The following is an 18,387-nucleotide window of genomic DNA, read 5'->3' on the forward strand; positions in this document are numbered from 1 at the left end:
CCATCTTCGCCGACGGCCGCCTACTAATCGACAATAATCATATCGAAAACAAGATTCGCCCCCTGGCCCTGGGGCGCAAGAATTACCTTTTCGCCGGCAGTCACCAAGCCGCCCAGCGAGCAGCCATGATATACAGCTTTGTAGCTTCGTGCAAGGAACAAAACATCAACCCCTACGAGTGGCTGACCGATACGCTGAACCGCATCGCGGAGACGAAAATGTCGGAACTACCGCTGCTACTACCGTCGGCGGTGTGGGAATCGCAGGGGAAGGACCTGTAATTGGTCGGACGTTTACTGCGCAATCACAAAATTTTACGCTGAGCCCCAACCCCATTGCTGTTGAAGCAGACCTTGAGACACTTGGTTTCCCGGGGGGGATATTAGCGGAATCAATCATTACTAATAATACTGCTGATACGCTCTTTATGAAATGGGATCGGATTTTAAATGATAAGCCCGAATGCTGGGTGACATCCGTATTTGGGGTTTGGATTCAAGCTATACCAACGGTTAATTCATTGGAGTTCGAGTTGCTTCCCAATCGTACGGAGCATATCGATGTTTTGACCTTTGTTGATCCACAAGGAGATGGTCCTACCGCCGGAGAAGCAGAGGTGGTGCTCAAAATTACCAACCTTAATGATGCTGCAGATACTTTGCTGGCCACCTATCATTTTACTGTGACAGGAAGTGTCAATTGTATTACCAGCACTTCAGAAATTGACGATGAAGTTTTTAAAATATACCCCAACCCATCGACTGATTTCTTTCAGTTAACGGAAACAGCTGCAATTCAGCAACTCAGAGTTTATGACCTTTTGGGCCAGCAAGTCCGGCAATTTGAGGTAATACCCAATCAGTATTATGATATTAATGGTTTGCCGGCTGGCGTCTATTGGGTGCAATTAATGGGCCGGAGCGGAGAAGTTATTGAGATCATTAAGTTTTTGAGGCATTAGTTTTTTTGAGTGATTTAAGCTGTTTTAGAAAAAAATAAATTCTCTTCTATGACCTTATAATCACTTCTATGATTCAATTGATATTTATAAAGCTCCCCTAGAACTTATAAGTTATCAAAATATCATTCAACAAAAAAAGCTCCGAGCTACTGATGGTATAGCTGTTGTAAAAGAGCTCGTTGTTTTCATCCAGCAACGGTAGATCCTCGTGGAGGACACTCAGCTTAGGGCCGATTTCTACCCTGATTTGAATTTTTTCGTCGATATAAAAGCCTAGGCCCAAGGTAGGGATAATGCCAAATTCATAGCTGTTGAAGTCATTGACAGCACTGAATTCTTCTTCGGGTTCGCTATCCGGCAAGTTGGGGTTGTCTAGTAATGCGAGCGAAGCGATTTGGGCGCGGTTGTATTGGCCAAAAAGGTCGAAACTCCAATAGTATTCGATTACTTTGGTACGGAATACTTGCTCGTAGCCAATCCGCAGCCCGTGGTTTTGGCGTTGCCAGTAGCGATTTTCTACCGTGCGTAGGGCGTTGTTGGAGAGCATCTTCTCATAGCGGCGCAAAACCCCGTTGTCTCGGTAGTTGGCTCCCCTCCGGTTGGTGAGGTAGCGCAGGCGCAGTTTCCCCTCTTTTATTTGTTGGGTAAAGAACAGTTCCATGCCCAGTCCCACATTATTATTGGTACTGCCAGTGACGATAATCGGCAAAAGGTCAAAGCCTATTTCATGGCGAGGCGGGTAATTTCTGTCCTGACCCCAAAGGAATAAGGACGCAAACAAGCATAAAAAGAGAGTAGCGAGTTTATGGAACATGATTTGGCTTTTTTCTAGAACGATGAGAGAAGGTTGCTATTTTCAAAAGGCGTTTTTTTAAGAATTCGGGCAGTTGGCTGCGCCTGTTACTGTTTTTCTAAACTTCTTTTTACCTTTGAGTTGCAACGTCTATTTGTTTCCATTGCCAGAAAGGAGGAATGCACTTTTGCCGGTTACACAGTGATTTCACTGAGTCAGCCATAATTTCACCTTGTTTAAACCAATCATTTTATGTGGAGATTTTTCTTAGGCTTATCGTTAGTACTGAGCAGTGTGCAAATCGCCAGCGCACAAATGCAGGAACCTTGTGCCGCAGCACATTACCTCAATCATTTAGAGGCTACTCACCCCGGCTTTGAAGCAGCTACCCGGCAGGTGTATGACCGGGTTCGTGGCCAGGGGCAGGCCCGCGACTTTACACTGGTTACTATTCCGGTGGTGGTGCATTTGGTATACCAAAATGAAGAACAAAATTTGCCTGATAGCCTCATCGAGGCGGTCTTGGATGTACTCAATGAAGATTACCGTCGTCTGAATGCCGATGCTGGCCAGGTGCGCGAAGATTTTTTACCAGTGGTGGATGATCCTTTTATTCAATTTGAATTAGCGGGAGTAGAGCGCGTCTCCACTACAGCTACTTTTGAACTGGACATATTGGGAGGCACCTTGCCTGATAATGTAAAAACGACGGTTACCGGTGGCTCCGATGCCTGGGACACTGAACATCACCTCAATATCTGGGTGTGCAACATCGAGGGAGGAGCACTCTTGGGGTATGCCTACCCACCAGCGGATCTGAGCCATTGGCCTGAAGATGCTTCAGCACCGAGTCTAGAACTGGATGGCGTGGTTATTCATTACGAAGTTTTTCGGCGTACCGGCACCTTTACTACCAGTGGCTTGTTTGGCTTAGAGAATATAACTGTTCCTGTACGTGGCCGTACCATCACCCACGAAGTTGGGCATTACCTGGGGCTACGCCATATTTGGGGTGATGGTCTCCTTTCAATTTTTGGTATCCCGGATTGTAGTGCAGATGATGGTGTAGAAGATACGCCCAACCAAGGTTTGAACAGCCAATTTAGCTGCGATCCGGCCAATAATACCTGTGAAGAAGCCAGCGACGACTTGCCTGATATGTGGGAGAACTTCATGGATTACGCGCAGGAAGATTGCCAAAACAGCTTCACCTTCGGGCAAATAGAAATCATGCGGAGCGTACTGGATAACGAACGCGCCGGACTGGTAGAGGGATCAGTAAGCACAAGAGAAGGGCTACTGCCTGCCAGCGCCTTGCAGCTTTATCCCAACCCCGCTACGGATTACTTAATCATCCAGCGAGACAACACCGCCAGCGCCACTGTGCGTTTACACAATGCCCAGGGGCAAGTGGTACAACAGTGGCTCTCGTACACACAAAACCGCTTGGAAGTAGCCACCTCTTCTCTGCCAGCAGGATTGTACTATGTGCAGTACATCAGCAGAGAAGGACAATTGACCAAAGCGGTTGTGGTGGAGTAGACACTATGTCTGTGCTAAAACCGTAGCTTGGGCTTCAGCCCGAGCGTCATCTTTACACTCGGGCTGAAGCCCAAGCTACGGTAAATCAGTGCCAAAATAACGAATAGCAGGATGGCGAGCCAACATAGGCAGCCAGCTGCCCATAAGTTTTGCTTGCAATAGTTACTGTTCGTTACAGGGTCTTTGAAACTTGCTGGTAGCCAATTTCTTCTTCCCACAATGGGCCGACATTGTAATTGAAGTATTTGTAAACGACACTGTGGAAGGGCTTGGGGCTTGTGAATTTAATACCAGTAATGTTAAGATTAGGAGACATTCCCCAGTCGGAAAGAAATGGGAATCTATTCAGGAATGCATTGGGCAATTGAGGAAGCTGATATTGGTTAACGCTTTTAGGATCGAGGTATACAGACCAAGATAAATAGACTTCCTTGTTGTCTTGTTCATAACTAAACCACCAGGTTAAGTTGACTATATCGAAGTTTTCTGCTTGATAAAATTCGCAAAAATCTTGGGTGTAACTCCCTTCTATCTGGGGAAGTGCCTCTCCAATACTCACAGGGAACTCATCGACGATCATCCTCCATTCATTCGCACCAGAATAAAGGATAATCAGGTAGTTTTTGATGAGATCATCATCAATTGGTACCTGTATGGTTGCTTGTCCCGATGCGGCAGGTTCGTAATAGTTGTTGGCGATTAAAAACGTACTATTCTCATCATCATTTCTGATGCCAAGGATATTGTATCTCCAAGTACTACCATCTTGGGGGAAAATAATTTCTGCCGGAGCTGTAGGCATCGAAAAATCCTCATAGTCGTGGGTGATTTGATTGCCTGTGTGAGAATATGGATTGTGTAATAATGCTCTCTGATGATTTTCGCCAGCTCTTTTGGCTACTAAATAAATATGTCTGGAGGCGATTAACGAGGAGGAAGAGTTTAGGATGGCCTGATGATTAGCTAGATCAATATCAAAAGAGAGCGGCTCATTGTTGGCCCTGACCAATTGAATGTATTCAAGGTCATCCGGGATGTTATTAATCACTATTTCAAAACCATAGGAGAAATGACTCTTGGAACTAAAGTCATTTGAGCGTTTCGATAAGTCCTGGTAGGGAGCAAATTGATGAATGGTTTCGATACCTACATGTACCCTCTCATGGTCGCCTTCGTCATATTTTAGAACCTCTACCACGTGGGCGTCCAGTTGTTCAGAGCAATGGTTGTCTAAGGTTATCCTTTTGGTATTTCCTGGAGTATTTTCATAATCTCGGAGCACATTGCCTTCTGCATCTGATACAAAGAACCAACCTGTGAAGTCGTTTAAACTCAAGTAGCTGGAATAAAGCGAATAACTTATCTCTGTTTCGGGATATTCCCCCGGACAACTAGGAATACCATCATCTTCGTTACGACAAGTACTAATCAGGAGTAAAAACAGAGAGAGTGCGAATAAATTTTTCATAAAGTTCTAAATCTCATTTTCGTTTAAGAATTTATCAAGTTCAGCAAGCTCCTCCTGTTCGAGCATTTCCTCATCGCTGACGAACTCCTCATCGAGGCCTCTTCCTCGGATACGATCAAACAAATCTTTTGCCGGTTTAAATACGGTGCCGTCATAGTACCTCGGGTCAGAGCCTTCGCCTTCGGGGCTACCATGATCGGCGTTGATGGATTTTCGCCAGACTTCGGCGTGGTCTTTCCATTCTTGGGTGTCGACCAGTTCGGGTGGCGTAAACCAGACATTCCAAGTGAGGATGTTGCCGAACTTGAGCATATTGCCCGATGCCGTGTTGAAAATTCCCAGGATCAATTGATTGAATTTGTCGACAATAATGTTCCCGGTAGGGAAGATTTCGCCAATCTGTACGCTGAGGTTACCTACCGTCCAGGCTTCGGGGTGTCGGGCAAAATCGGGAATGGGGAAGGAATCACTTTCGCCTGTTTTTAAGGGGAATAACACTTGGTTTCGGTCGCCTGGAAGGTGTGTTCTTACCCTGATGGCACTGGCTTTGTCAGATGGAAAAGGCAGCTTGCTATTGGCAAAGCGATCCCAGAGCTTCTTCACCTTGGGTTTTTGCATTGCACTCGGGCTAAACCATATTTTACCCTCCACGGACATGTCGGCTGCTAAGGTTTTATTGGTTTCGTCGACCCAGCCGCGTGTTCCCGTCACCGTTACCTCCACATTCATGGAGCCTAGTGCAGGCGACGTCATCCCCTGCTGTGGGCAAATAATGGAGTATACTTTGCCCGTATCGGTGTAGCCGATTCTGGAAATATCGGGCGCAAACATTTGGTAACACCGCTTTTCGTCGGGTTTTTCTTGCCTGGTTGCCCAGCTAAACTCGGGCCAGATCACTTTTTGCTGGCGTTGGAGGAGATCAATATTATCGAGGTTGTCACAAATCTCCAGACACGAAAGGTCAGGGTGAGGATAGGCAAACTCAGGTTGTGAAGCAGCAAAGCCGCCGACCCATCCTGTTGGGATAGTTGGATTTTGGTCAGATGTCATTGAATATGGTTGTTGTTATTGGTGTGAAAAAGTGTGTTTGTAAAAATACGATATTATTCTGATGATGGGCCTCGTCCTTCTATTGAGGTTTTTCAATGGAAAAAATGAATCACATCAGGGCAAATTCATGAATTTGCCCTGATGTGATTCATTTTTTTTGGGAGAAAGCCCCTACCTCTCCTTCTGTGGCACTGTCCACTCAATATCCCAGTTCTTCAGGTAATCCTCAATAGGGCCCAGGCCGATGGCTTTGCGGCGCTGGTTGACGTATTCGGGATCTTGGATTTCGAACACACTGCCTTCACCAGTTTCTGGATTGTAGCTCACTTGAGAACCATAAATCTGAGGTTGATCTTTGCGCATCAGGATGCGATCCTGCATCAAAGCCAAGTGCGATCCGCTAGACTCACCGGCGTCTACAGAGGCTTGCAAAAGTGGGATATACTTCTCTTGCGCTTCTAGTGGGGCATGTTGAATTACCAAAAATAAGGCTGTATTTGCTTTGCGGCCCACCTTACTTCGGCCTACCCAGCCGTGTTCCTCTATGATGTCAATACATTCCAGTAATAAGAGACTGTCTTCCTGGGCCCAGAGTGTATTGAAATATTCCTTTTCAGGAGAATCGAAGCCATATTTCTTGGTGATTTCTTCATAAATGCCACGCAGCGTTTGGTCTTTCATGGAGATTTCTTCCAGCTGTTCTTTAAGCGGGTGGTCGAAATCTTTCTCGTATTCCGCTTTCTTTTCGGCTACCGTTGCTAGGATAGGTGCCCAAGTGGGTAGGTCATGGAGGCTTTCCAGATCAGCGTCGCGTTCCAAATGGGCCAAGTTGAGCCACCCCTTGTCTACCGAAAGAATCAGGTTGATGGTCGCTTTGTCGGTGTCGCCTGCCAGCGCCCAAGAGCAAGCTGCGTTGTAATATTGCGAAGCATTACCTTCTTCCAACGCGAATGCCTGTTCGTAAGATTGCGCCGAGGCTTCGAAGTTACCTTCGCTGTATTGTTGATCACCAATTTGGATAAACTCCGCAAAAGTCTGCGCGGTCAAGGTAAAAGTGGAGAGAATAAGCAAGAGCACGAATAATTGTTTCATGATGTTGTTTTTAAAGTTAGAGAGAAATAATAGACTTGTTCTGCTGGGGCAGATTGGTGGGGAAATTGATGCATTATTGACCACGCGAAGGCTTTTTTGTGGAGTTTAGCCGTAGCTAAGTGACACAAAAAAGGCACAGTGTGGGAAAATAAGGCGCAATTTACACCCGATATGATCCCAGCAGAACAAGTCTAATATTTCAAAAATAAAAAAAACGGAATAGATCAGCAGTAAATCTATTCCGTATTAAGTTTCAGTCAGGTGGTTTCAATCTTAATCAGGCTTAATTAAGCTTAAACTTAATTGGCATTACCATTTGCACACTCACTGGTTTGCCATTGTGCTGACCAGGGGTGAAATCAGGTAACTGCCGTAGGGTTGCTAGCGCAGCTTCATTCAGTGCGGTGTGTTCAGTGGTTTTTTCGGTAATCAATTGAATGTCCGTTACCCTGCCTTGCGTGTCTACAACGAATTTGGTCAGTGCCAGGCCTTCTTGCTTAGCCTCAAAAGCCTCTTTGGGGTATTTGACATTCTCGTAGATAAAAGTGAGCAGATTCTTGCCGGAGCAGTCCTCCAGCTCTTGCCCGGTATAGCCTTCGCAATTACCAAAAATGGGCATCTGATCTGCTTTTTCGTAAATTTTAGTCTTTACAATCGCGACATCCTCAGTAAGGGTAGCCGGATCGAAGGTGATAACAGTATCAACTCGTTCGAAGAATTTTGCCTCGTCGGAAAGATCGTTTACCACTTTGTCCATTTCCTCTTGCGCTTCGGCATCTTCGCAAGCCATCAAGAGCATCAAAGTGAGGGGGAGGAACAACAGATACTTACCCAATGCGAGGGTAGAAGAAGGTGATTTCGTCATCATAATAATACGTTTTTTAAGTTGTGAAGTATGAAAAGTCTGCACTAGTGGCAGGTCGGGTTGTTGTAAACATTGGCGGAGCAATAGCTTGCCGTACTCGCGGGTGGGCGTAGCTTGCAAGACCGTTGCGTCTGCCAGGTATTCGTGAATATTCTCTAGCTCGTGCCGGTAAGCATACCATAGCGGATGCCACCAACAGAAGATGCCAACGACCTCGAGCAGTAGAATATCCCAACTGTGTTTTTGCTGAATGTGAGCTTTTTCATGGGCAACGATAGCTGCTCGTTCGGCTTCGGTAGTATTGGCCTGGTTGCTCCAGAAAAGGAAGTGCAGCCAGGAAAAAGGCGCGTGAGCCTGCTCGTTTTCGATCCAGCAGATGCCGTCTTCCCAGCGTTTACGGCCTGTGCGGTAGTACTGAAAGAGCTTTGTGAGGCCGAAGAGAAAGCGGATAGCGGCAAACAAGGTCCCTAGGAGATAAACTCGCCAAAAGAAACTCATCCACGACCAATTTGCTGCCGGAGCTGCACTGACAATATTGGCGTTTTCTGGCGCTACCGTCACGGTTTGCAACCACACCACCGGCATGCCCAACCATTCGGGAGCTGCCCATAGGGTAGACCATTTTATAAGAGGCAGTACCAAGCCTAACACAAAGGTACCCAAGAGGTATAGGCGGTTGAGTCGGAAGAATTTTTCCTGTCTCAGCAATAAGGCGTATAAGCCCCAAAAAGCCAACCAGTAGAGGCTGAGTTCAATGAGATAAGTATTCATAATTACTTGTTTTTAGGATCCTCTAGCCGTTCAACCAGATCGTTGAGTTCATCCACACTGAGGTCTTTTCCCTTTACCAAAAATGAAACCAATCTATTGGCAGAACCACCAAAATAGTCCTTCATGAGGGTGTGTAAGCTTTGCTGGCTATAGTCGTCTTTGCTCAATTTTGCACGGTATACAAAGGTGCGCCCGTAGGATTTGTAGACCACAAAACCTTTCTCGCTCAGTATTTTCATCATCGTCGAAATGGTACTGTGTGCCGGCATTTTTCCACCCGCTTTTTCGGCGAGCTTGTTACGGATGTCACCGACAGCGCCTTCGCCCAGGTCCCACAAAACTTGCATAATCTCCTCCTCTGCCTTCGTTAATTTCTTCATCGTAAACCGTTTTTTTGAAATCAGTTATAACTATAGATGCAAACTTAAGTAAAAAAGTTTAGTTGATTAACTATTTTTTTAGTTATAATATTTTGTCGATCCCTAAGTTTTTTGAAAAAAACTTTTTCAAAGGGGGAGGAGTAAGCGTTTGGGGGGGCAGTTTTTAGTGTGATCTGCTCTGTGTACAATGGTGACCCAAAGCGAATTCAATTGGTGAAACAGCAGTCTCGCTTTTTTAGTGACCCTGAACGTGTAGGCTATGCGTACAAGGAAATGCTCCTCTCTGATTTTGCATGGTGGGCGTGAGCTCACCTTGGAAACGGTCGCGGATTTAAAAGAGCTATTCGAATAGAAACGGATCTACTTTTCTTCTTGTTTCACCAGCAGGAAATAACTAAGCGCACCAATGACCGCAGCTAGGCCAACGCCGTAGTAAGCAATCTCCGTTTCACCATTCCAAGTGATGATTTTTCCAGTAAAGGAGATAGCCATTACCACGATAATCATCTTGATCATCATAGCTTTTAGTTGATCGAGGTTGGTAATACTCAGCCAATCGGGAAGAGAGTCTATTTTTTGGATAAATAACTCAAAAAGAGAGGCGGCCATAGTGAAGAAAATGACGCCAAGTAGTACGATGTCTAGTGACTTAAGAACGTCTTTTACAACAATATCCTCTTTCGAGGTACCCGTAATAATGGCCGTCAAATTTTTTGCAATTTGAGTGATTGCAAAATACTCCACGCCAATGGCTAGTAACATAATGGCAATCACGGCCACCAAGGCTATGATTTTCATGAGATAGCCAATGACGATAGGGGATTTGGATGAGGGCATTTGCTAGTTGGTTTATTTGCTGATATGCTACTAACAATCTACGAGCAAAAAAGTAGCTGTTTTTTGTAAAAATCGGAGGGAACAACTTGTACTGTTGAGGGGGGCTACCACTCCTATTCGTTTCGAAACTAACAGGTAATACCTCGCTGACTCCCTGACTCCCTGACTACTTGCCTAGAATTTCCTGCACACGCTCCTGTAGCATAGGCACCACATCTTCCTCAAACCAAGGGTGCTTGCGTAGCCAGATCTGGTTGCGAGGGGAAGGGTGGGGGAGCGGCAAAAAATCAGGAAGGTAGGTGTGCCAGTTGCGGACGGTTTCTGTAAGGTTTTTCTCGCGGGTTTTACCCAGGTATTCTTTCTGGGCATACAGGCCAAAGAGTAAAGTAAGCTGAATGTTGGGCATCATGCGTAGGAGAGGCTGGTGCCATTGCGGTGCGCATTCCGGGCGAGGTGGGAGATCGCCGGACTTTCCCGTTCCCGGAAAACAAAAGCCCATTGGCATGATGGCAAATAATTCAGGGGTGTAGAAGGTCTCGCTATTTACACCCAGCCATTTGCGTAGCCGCTTGCCGCTGGCATCGTCCCATGCAATACCACTCTCATGAACTTTCCGGCCGGGTGCCTGCCCGATAATATTGATCCGTGCGGCCGGGTGTACGGTAAAAACTGGCCGTACCCCGTCTTTTAGGAAAGGAGCACAAGTGGTGCAGTTACGGGCTTGTTTGATAATATTCATGAAAGCAAGATAATCATATCTCCTCGCCTTCGGTGTGATTGGTGGTTCAAAAAACGTTCGGTTTAGATTATACCCACGTCGGCCGCTATAACCAGTTGAATAACCTATCGCCCTGCTTCTTATAATCCCATCTATTCTCTTAGATGGTTTAAGAAAACCTTGGGTGCCCTTTAGTGGTTTAAGAAACTACTCCGGTAACTCGTACAAATGATACCGCCAAATAATTCGTAGCACCTTATCCGTATAGCCAGGATCAGTCGCATAGCCACCTTCGCGAAGACCTTCTACCCACGCGCGGTAATTCCACGAGGGCAGGTCTCGAATTTGGGAATAATTGTCTCTGGTAAGGATAAAGTCACCAAAGTCCGTGTAACTTTCACTGATCAGTGGATAGCGCCGAAAGCAGGCTACGGTTGCATACACAAACCATCCCTCATACTCCAGCGTCTGTTTGCAATAGGAGAGCCCTGGCCGATCTGGCTTGGATTTGATGCCAAAATGGTTGTTGGCGTTAACTGCCAATTCGCTTTTCCCCCAGTTACTTTCCAGGCCGGCAATAGCCAGAATGACAGGCTCAGGAATACTAGTGCTTTGGCTCAGTTGTTTTGAAAGATAGCGATATTGAGTGAGGTATTTACTCACGGCTCCCGGTCGAGATTTATCCAGGTCAGCACTACTCGGGCTGAGGCATAGAATGGTCAGAGGAAGCAAAAGGCAGTACAGGATTCTCATGTGTGTGCAGGTTGTATGGGCTTGCACAAGATAGGAAAGTTGAGAAAAAAACAGGTGCTTGCCGGCAACTTTTGCGAACTGCTTTTCAACTTGCCAGCTATATTTGGCGTTCAACCTTCACAGACGCTAAGTATATTTTATTTATTCAATCAAACGTTACCTATGTCTTCTATCATCCAGCCTTCCGTGTTTGCCTTTTTAAAAGCCATCACTGTCAATAATGACCGTGACTGGTTTAAGGAGCACAAAGGAGACTACCAAGCTGCGCTGGATAACTTTAAGGCTTTTGCTGGTAGTTTACATGATCACATGACCTTGCATGATGAGATTGAAAGAATGAAGCTCCACCGTATCTACCGCGATGTCCGCTTTTCAAAAGACAAGACACCGTATAATTCCCACTTTAGTGGCAGCTTTGTGCGGGCCACCAAGTGGAAGCGCGGCGGTTATTATTTTCACCTGGAGCCAGGAAACTCCTTCGTTGGCGGCGGATTTTGGGGCCCCGAACGTGATGACCTGAAACGCATCCGTACAGAGTTAGCGACGGCGGCGGAACCATTACGAGAAATCATCAATTCTGCCGAGTTTGTGGCTGTTTTCGGAGAGCTCAAAGGCGATCAGCTCAAAACAGCCCCACAGGGATACCCCAAAGATCATCCCAATATTGACCTCCTTCGTTACAAGCAATTCCTGGTCAGTCATAGTTTCACCGATGAAGAAGTGATGGCCCCGGACTTTGCAGCTCAAGCAGCAAATGTCTTTCATCAGATGCGTCCTTTCTTTGATTTCATGAGTGATGTACTGACTACTGATGAGAATGGGGTGCCAATTGAGTAGGTCGTACTCACGAGCAAAGCGAGTACAACCGTGAACCCAATTTATTGGGAGAACACAAGCCGCGATTCCGATTTATCGGAAGAGCACTCCTATTCCTTCACCACTTTCGTGGAAAAAATTGCCTGACCATTTTCGTTGATAAGCAAGATGTACATGCCAGCGGGCACCTGTAGGTCCCATTGTGTGGCTTGGCCGTTCCAGCGGTATTGCTGCATCATTTGCCCCGCAAGGTTGAACAATTGCGCTTCGTATTGGCCGCCTTCTGGAGCTTCAATCGTAAGCCAGTCATTTGCGGGATTGGGGTACACTTCAAAAGGTTTGATGGCAATCCCTTGGCCGGTACCTAAGGGCTCGTTACTAGCGGCAGGAGTTGGGTTGACAGCCTGGAAAGCACCCGTTCCATTCGGTAAACGCCCCACGGCTACGTCGGTCTCCTGCGGCCCGAAATCCGTTCCGTCAATCAGTTCATTACCGGCCGCGTCAGTATCAAAAACACCGATGAATTCCCCATCTGCCGATAGTTTGAAATCCGTGTGCAAAGGCCCTTGCTCTTCGTCATCATCCACCCACACGAGGAGGAAGGCACCAGCACTGATACTCATATCAGGAAAAGCCCACTTGGTAGGGTTGTCAGGATTGTCGGAAAGGTAACGCCCGGTAAGGTCGATACTCTGATCGCTATAATTATGGATTTCTACCCAGTCATCAAATTCATCTTCTTCGTCGGCGATTGTGATGCCGTTGCTGGCCATAAATTCGTTGATAGCCAACTGCAAGCCTCCATTGCTGACAGCCAGCGTAAAGTTATCGCAGATTGGGTGGCGCTTCATGGCGCCCTGGTTATCCGTAGCAGTAAAGTAATACTCGATGTTGCCAGCACTCGATAAAGGAGAGAGGAAGATACCGTACTCACCATCATCAGGCAGACCATCTCCGGTATTACCAAAGTCTTCCATATTCACACAATTGAAAGATTGACCAGGAAGTTGGTAGCACAATTGAACTTCATTCACACTTTCATCTTCTTGCACATTTACCTGAAAGGAAAGTTGTTGTCCGACTGATGCGGTACTTGCACGTTCGCCAAAAAGGTAGGGCGCCGGATTGAGGTCTTCCAATTGTGCCGATGCATTTTCCCGACGAGCTAAGACGTAAGATTTTAGGCCGTAATCCGTCTGGGAATAATCGGTTTCATCATCAAAAGCATTGTGGAAATCCGTCAGGCTAAATCCATAATCCAACGGATAATAATCGTCTTCGGTCACAAAAGGAAGCAGCTTGGCCTGTAAGGCATCAAAATCAGGAAAAAGATTGAGGGGTTTGAAATCCTCCTCCAGAAAAGTTTCGATGTAATAAGAGTACCGCGCGCGATAGTCAGGCACCTCCAAAATACGCTCAAACAAGGGGCGATCCGTAGATCCGCTGGGCCAATTGTAAATGTCGCGTTCTGCCCAGTCGCGGTTGAGCCAGTCGATACCGAGGGTGTTGTCCAGGTCGAAGGGGATGTACTCGAAGCGGTCGGTAGCTGTGTTGTGGTAGAGGTAGAAGTTATTTTGGTTAAACGCGTATCCATCCCAGTTGCCTACCAGAACATCAAAAGCCATCGTGCGCAGGTAGGTGTCTACATTGAAAATGGCCTCTAATTCGCAAGGTAAATCACTGATAGAAGTCTGATTAATGACGCCGATAAAGTTGGCGAGATCACTGTAGTCGTCGGTATCACTGTTTTGTAAATCGTAAGCACGACGCCCATTACTGGTGAATTTATACAAGTCGGGATCATCGCCGAGGTAGGCAAGGTCTGCTGGGTAGAGGCACTTGTAGAGGTTGCCGTCTTTGTTGCCAAAACGGAGATCGACAAACTCTTCGTCGATGTGCTCGATATTGGCATAGAGACCGAAGTAGTCACCGTTGATATACAGTTCTACGTGATTGGCCCTTGCACCAGGAACGCGCATATCTTTGAGTAAATCCCAGCATATTTTCGCTCTGCTAATCGTAGGGTCGTTGTGTTCCCCGTTGAGGTTGATCTTTTCAAGCCCTTTCCACTTTTGGGTGGTAAAAGAGTTGAAGGAAACTTTGAAGGATTTTTTTGCGCTGTAGCGCGAAGTGTTGCCGCGTAAGCGAAAGCCAATTTGCTGAACGGTATCAACCCCATCCTCGTCGGTAAACATAAACGTTGCTGGATATTCGACATCACTTTCTTCATTTCCGGGAGCCAGAATAGCATCGATGTCGGCGGCAGCAATGGAAATATCTACCCTGGGGACAATATCATCTTCAAAGGCGGCACCCCTGCCAGGAAAAAGATCTTGGGCCGTAAGGCCAAACGAAAAGATGAGCAATGGTAAAAGTAGTAGCAGTCGATTCATATCCTTCTTGGTTGTAAACGGAAATATTGAACCATATAAGGGATTATAAGGTCATTTAAGGGGTAAGAAAAGAGGCTTATATGTTCTTATAATCCCTTATATGGTTCAAGTTCTTGTCTTGTAAGAAGCCTCTTTCTTTCGAAAAGGTACTCTCAAAATTAGCAGAAAAAGGCATCAATGCGGTGATTTTTTTGAACAACAAAAGACATTAATCAACTTCTATCTCTCGGCGTCCAAACCACCACATCAGGACACCACCACTAAGAAACATGGCGATACTGTAAATAGCAGCAGGGAGGCTGACCTCGGGTAAGAACAGGATGGAAGAAGCCACAACAATGGCCAAAGTGCCGTTTTGGATACCCGATTCAATCGCAATGGTGATAGATTGCGCCAAATTTAATCCAAAGATACGGGCAACTCCCCAGCCCAATCCCATCGTGATCAGATTGAGTGCAAAAGTCGCCGGGCCCAGTACGGGCAGTGCATCCAGTAGGATTTGCCAGTTGGCTACTACGATTCCTGCCAGAATGAGAACAAAGATAACTGTAGAGGCGATTCGCATGGGGCGCTCCATGCGTTGAGCAAAAGGGAGGTTGCGAGAGCGCACCAGCATTCCGATACTAACAGGAAGTGCTGTGATGCCAAAAATCTGCCCCATTGTTTCGAGTATGGGGAGCTCTACGGGGCGGCTTTCGCCTAAAAAATGAGCCAATCCCCAATGGACGATCAAGGGAATGGTGAAAATGGTAACCGTACTACTGATCGCCGTGAGTGTGACCGATAATGCAATATCTCCCTTTGCTACATAGCTAATGAGGTTGGAGGTAGCACCACCAGGGCAGGCGGCCAATAGCAATAAACCCACCGCTAGAAACGGAGAAAGAGCAAACACATAGCACAGGCCAAAACCGATGAGCGGCAGCAGAATAAGTTGGTTGAAAAGCCCGAGTGTCACCGCCCCCGGAAATCGTACCACCCGACGAAAGTCTTCCAACGTCAAGGAAAGCCCCATCCCAATCATGATAATGAAAAGCGAAGCCGGAAGAATAACCGTGGTGAGGATAGAGGATTCCATTTGTGTAGTGTAAGGGTGTAAAAGTTAGGTAGGTGTAAGGGTGTAAGCGTTGGGGTAAGCTAATATCTTCTCTGTACCTGATCAGTAGAGAAAATCTCGTGAAAAATAAGCAAAATATTTTTTTGCATAAAAATTTAGCTCCGCGTATGTTCCGAACCCTTACACCCTCACACTTTGCTCTACTGCTTCGCAAACGTCCGTGTAATCGTTCCTGCTTCATTGGTGGCTCTCAGGAAGTACATACCTGGCGTCCAGGTTTTGACATCCAGTTGGAGTTGCTCGCCTTTGATGGTAAGCTGCTGGATGACTTGGCCGTTGAAGCTGATGACTTCCAGTTGCTGTCCTGTAAAGTTGGGCGACAATTGTAGCTGTAGTTGATTGATCACAGGGTTGGGAAAAATGCGGATAAACTGATTTTTGGTGTTTGGTGTACTTACGCTGTTGGGCACGTAGGCCTCGTTGCGGTATTCGATGATGCGGTTGGGGCCGCTGCCGGGGTAGAATGGACCATTGGTAGCGATGTATACCGAGCCGGTGTGAGGGTTGATGGCCACATCACGCAGGCGACCGAGGTTATCGAGGTATTGGTCTTCGTTGGTTATAGCAGTGCCATCTTCATTAAAAGTCATCACACTCAGGCGAGAATCACTAAGGGCAAAGCCGCCGAGGACAGCCATGAGCATCTTACCTTCCCACTCGGGGATCGCTGGATGNTCGTAGTAAATGATATCATTGACGGCAGCACAAGGGCTGAACTCAATCAGGGGTTCCCTGACAGCATTTGCTGCACAGAAAGCTTGCTCTGCAGTCGTATTACAGGCACCTTGTACATTTGGCCATCCGTAATTGGTGTTAGGCCCGATGAGGTTGAATTCATCAGATTGTTGTGCACCGTGCTCTGAGCTATAAACCTGACCATTAGGCCCGTAGGTAAGCCCCTGTGGGTTGCGGTGACCGAAGGAATAGATATAACTGGTGGGATCAGGATTGTCAGCAGGGATGCTGCCGTCCAGGTTTAGGCGCAAAATTTTGCCATTGGTACTGTTCATGTTTTGCGATAAGCTACTGTTGCCCCTATCACCAGTCGTCATCAGGATTTTATTATCGGTGGTGATCAATAAGCGGGAACCATCATGGATGCCTGCTCCCTGGATTTCATCGAACAAGATGGTCTCGTTGACCAGCTCGCTGCCATTCCATTCAAAGCTGGAGAGGCGCTCCTGAATCCCTCCTTGTTCATAACAATAAACGACATAGAGTATGGGCGTATTCAAGAAGTCAGGGTGCAGCGCCATTCCGAGCATTCCGTATTCGCTGTTGCCTCCAGTAACGGCAGCTTGGTGATTGAGGATGGTGACGGTATTCCCATTTTCGGGATTGATCCGAAGAATATTTCCGCGACGTTCGGTTACCCACAAATGATCATCAGGACCATACTTTACCTCCCAGGGCACCTGTAGGCCAGTGGCTACGTCGGTAGCGGTGAGAAGGGTACTGTCTAATTGCAAATCCTGTGCCTGAAGAGCTGTCGGTTGTAAGATAAAGGCTAGTGCTATGGCTGCAAGCAGGAAGAAATGTCTCATGTGTTTGTACTTTTACTTTCGTCAAAAGTAACAAATCAAAACCGTAACTTGCAGCCTGACAAAGCAAGCCAGATGACGAAACTCGCCGCGCGAATTGCCGCCGCACAAACCAGTATTTTTAAGGTAGTATTCCCCAATACTACCAATCACTATAAGACCCTTTTCGGTGGAGAAGCCCTCAAGATGATGGACGAAGTTGCCTTTATAGCTGCTACCCGCTTCAGCCGTAAAACAATGGTGACGGTGAGTAGCAGTAAGGTCGATTTCACCATGCCTATTCCGGCAGATACCATCATTGAAGTGCAGGGCGTTATCACCAGGGTTGGCCGCACAAGTGTAGATGTGCAGGTGAATATTTATAAAGAAGAAATGTACGAGGAAGGTCGCGTTTTGGCTGTTCAGGGATTGTTTACCATGGTAGCCGTGGACGAAAATAAAGAACCAGTACCGGTGATGGAAGGGTGAAAATGATGAAAACTTCTACCTTATTTGGAAAACAAAGGTGGCGCTAAACCAAAAGACTGGTTAACTGGTCTTTATGTACGGCGCCCGATTTTGTAAACTTGGCTTTTGCTCCTAAACCAAAAGATTGGTTAACTGGTCTTTATGTACAGTCCCCGATTTTGCAAACTTGGCTTTCGCCCAAAAAACAATAATAAATATGCATATCTCTCCCGCTCAGCGGCTACTCCAACTCACTTTAATACTCTTGCTCCTTGTAGGAATTGGTAGTCTCCACGGCCAAAGTATGCTTAATTGGCCTGATCTGGCGGACGTGCAGTTTTCCGAAAAATTCTCCAATAGCCTTGGGATAAAATATTACCAGGCCAATTTCGGCGAAGACCTTAAAGCCATGGAAGGGGAGGAAGTGATCATCATGGGCTATCTCATTCCGTTGGATGCCTTGGGCGAAACCTATGCCCTCTCTAAGAACCCCTTTTCTGCGTGTTTCTTTTGTGGAGCAGCCGGCCCGGAGACGGTGGTTGAGTTGAGAATCAAAGCCGAGTTTATCCAACGCTACCAAACCGATGAGCGACGTGCCTTCAAAGGCCGTCTGCAATTGTACGAAAGTAGTTTGGAACAGTTTAACTATGTTTTATTAGATGCGGAGCCGCTTTAGGAGGAAGGAGTTCCATACTTGTATCTGGCTTAATGATAAGTTGTATCTTCCTGATGTGGGTGCAAGGGGGTGCTTCAGCTGCTAGTTATTAAGCTTTGTCTCCTTTTTTATGGACAGTACGGACGGTTTTTTTAAAAAAATAAGCTTAGAGGGTAAGATTTTGATGG

18 protein-coding genes are annotated in these 18,387 nt (G+C 46.6%); 6 read left to right on the forward strand and 12 right to left on the reverse strand.

What is annotated here, in order from left to right:
• Nucleotides 1–281 (forward strand): transposase domain-containing protein (locus tag A3EU_RS31305; protein WP_020538209.1); only part of this gene is annotated, 281 nt, incomplete at its 5' end.
• The gene (locus tag A3EU_RS0121205) at nucleotides 179–961 is read left to right on the forward strand and encodes a T9SS type A sorting domain-containing protein (protein ID WP_156825854.1); all 783 of its coding nucleotides are present in this window, start codon (nucleotides 179–181) and stop codon (nucleotides 959–961) included. The genes A3EU_RS31305 and A3EU_RS0121205, both read left to right, overlap by 103 nt.
• A gap of 97 nt (nucleotides 962–1,058) precedes the next feature.
• On the opposite strand, the gene A3EU_RS0121210 is transcribed toward A3EU_RS0121205, so the two are convergent.
• Nucleotides 1,059–1,775: a hypothetical protein gene (locus A3EU_RS0121210; protein ID WP_020538211.1), complete on the reverse strand. Its 717-nt coding sequence runs from the start codon at nucleotides 1,773–1,775 to the stop codon at nucleotides 1,059–1,061.
• 231 nt (nucleotides 1,776–2,006) lie between these two features.
• Between A3EU_RS0121210 and A3EU_RS0121215 the strand changes: the two genes are divergently transcribed.
• Entirely contained in the window at nucleotides 2,007–3,296 is a 1,290-nt protein-coding gene (locus A3EU_RS0121215) for a M43 family zinc metalloprotease (protein ID WP_020538212.1), read from the forward strand.
• A gap of 172 nt (nucleotides 3,297–3,468) precedes the next feature.
• On the opposite strand, the gene A3EU_RS0121220 is transcribed toward A3EU_RS0121215, so the two are convergent.
• The 8 genes from A3EU_RS0121220 to A3EU_RS31315 form a co-directional block, all read right to left on the reverse strand.
• The gene (locus A3EU_RS0121220; protein ID WP_020538213.1) at nucleotides 3,469–4,764 is read right to left on the reverse strand and encodes a hypothetical protein; all 1,296 of its coding nucleotides are present in this window, start codon (nucleotides 4,762–4,764) and stop codon (nucleotides 3,469–3,471) included.
• 6 nt (nucleotides 4,765–4,770) lie between these two features.
• Nucleotides 4,771–5,814, reverse strand: a complete 1,044-nt coding sequence (locus tag A3EU_RS0121225; protein WP_020538214.1) for a hypothetical protein — start codon at nucleotides 5,812–5,814, stop codon at nucleotides 4,771–4,773.
• 171 nt (nucleotides 5,815–5,985) lie between these two features.
• Nucleotides 5,986–6,906: a DUF6624 domain-containing protein gene (locus A3EU_RS0121230; protein WP_020538215.1), complete on the reverse strand. Its 921-nt coding sequence runs from the start codon at nucleotides 6,904–6,906 to the stop codon at nucleotides 5,986–5,988.
• Between the two features lie 283 nt (nucleotides 6,907–7,189).
• Nucleotides 7,190–8,542 carry a M56 family metallopeptidase gene (locus A3EU_RS0121240; RefSeq protein WP_020538216.1) on the reverse strand — a complete coding sequence of 451 codons (1,353 nt, stop codon included), beginning with the start codon at nucleotides 8,540–8,542 and terminating at the stop codon, nucleotides 7,190–7,192.
• Nucleotides 8,543–8,544: 2 nt separating this feature from the next.
• A complete protein-coding gene (locus tag A3EU_RS0121245) occupies nucleotides 8,545–8,922 on the reverse strand; it encodes a BlaI/MecI/CopY family transcriptional regulator (protein ID WP_020538217.1) in 378 nt (125 codons plus the stop codon).
• 360 nt (nucleotides 8,923–9,282) lie between these two features.
• On the reverse strand, nucleotides 9,283–9,759 hold the full coding sequence (locus A3EU_RS33145; RefSeq protein ID WP_020538219.1) for a YqhA family protein: 477 nt from the start codon (nucleotides 9,757–9,759) through the stop codon (nucleotides 9,283–9,285).
• A gap of 166 nt (nucleotides 9,760–9,925) precedes the next feature.
• Entirely contained in the window at nucleotides 9,926–10,498 is a 573-nt protein-coding gene (locus A3EU_RS0121260; protein WP_020538220.1) for a uracil-DNA glycosylase family protein, read from the reverse strand.
• Nucleotides 10,499–10,684: 186 nt separating this feature from the next.
• A complete protein-coding gene (locus tag A3EU_RS31315) occupies nucleotides 10,685–11,230 on the reverse strand; it encodes a glycoside hydrolase family 73 protein (RefSeq protein ID WP_020538221.1) in 546 nt (181 codons plus the stop codon).
• A 162-nt stretch (nucleotides 11,231–11,392) separates the two neighbouring features.
• Between A3EU_RS31315 and A3EU_RS0121270 the strand changes: the two genes are divergently transcribed.
• On the forward strand, nucleotides 11,393–12,067 hold the full coding sequence (locus tag A3EU_RS0121270) for a DUF2461 domain-containing protein (RefSeq protein ID WP_026211517.1): 675 nt from the start codon (nucleotides 11,393–11,395) through the stop codon (nucleotides 12,065–12,067).
• A gap of 89 nt (nucleotides 12,068–12,156) precedes the next feature.
• Here A3EU_RS0121270 and A3EU_RS0121275 read toward each other — a convergent pair whose 3' ends face one another.
• The 3 genes from A3EU_RS0121275 to A3EU_RS31320 all read right to left on the reverse strand — a co-directional run bounded on the left by A3EU_RS0121275 (nucleotide 12,157) and on the right by A3EU_RS31320 (nucleotide 17,100).
• On the reverse strand, nucleotides 12,157–14,439 hold the full coding sequence (locus A3EU_RS0121275) for a CotH kinase family protein (protein ID WP_020538223.1): 2,283 nt from the start codon (nucleotides 14,437–14,439) through the stop codon (nucleotides 12,157–12,159).
• Nucleotides 14,440–14,647: 208 nt separating this feature from the next.
• Nucleotides 14,648–15,517, reverse strand: coding sequence for a bile acid:sodium symporter family protein (locus A3EU_RS0121280; RefSeq protein WP_020538224.1), 870 nt, complete (start codon nucleotides 15,515–15,517; stop codon nucleotides 14,648–14,650).
• Between the two features lie 179 nt (nucleotides 15,518–15,696).
• The gene (locus A3EU_RS31320; RefSeq protein WP_020538225.1) at nucleotides 15,697–17,100 is read right to left on the reverse strand and encodes a PQQ-dependent sugar dehydrogenase; all 1,404 of its coding nucleotides are present in this window, start codon (nucleotides 17,098–17,100) and stop codon (nucleotides 15,697–15,699) included.
• 72 nt (nucleotides 17,101–17,172) lie between these two features.
• On the opposite strand from A3EU_RS31320, the gene A3EU_RS0121290 reads away from it, so the two are divergent.
• Nucleotides 17,173–17,565: an acyl-CoA thioesterase gene (locus A3EU_RS0121290; RefSeq protein WP_026211518.1), complete on the forward strand. Its 393-nt coding sequence runs from the start codon at nucleotides 17,173–17,175 to the stop codon at nucleotides 17,563–17,565.
• A gap of 196 nt (nucleotides 17,566–17,761) precedes the next feature.
• A complete protein-coding gene (locus A3EU_RS0121295) occupies nucleotides 17,762–18,220 on the forward strand; it encodes a hypothetical protein (RefSeq protein WP_020538227.1) in 459 nt (152 codons plus the stop codon).
• The last annotated feature ends 167 nt before the right edge of the window (nucleotides 18,221–18,387 follow it).

The organism is Lewinella cohaerens DSM 23179 (assembly GCF_000379805.1).
Classification (GTDB): Bacteria; Bacteroidota; Bacteroidia; order Chitinophagales; family Saprospiraceae; genus Lewinella; species Lewinella cohaerens.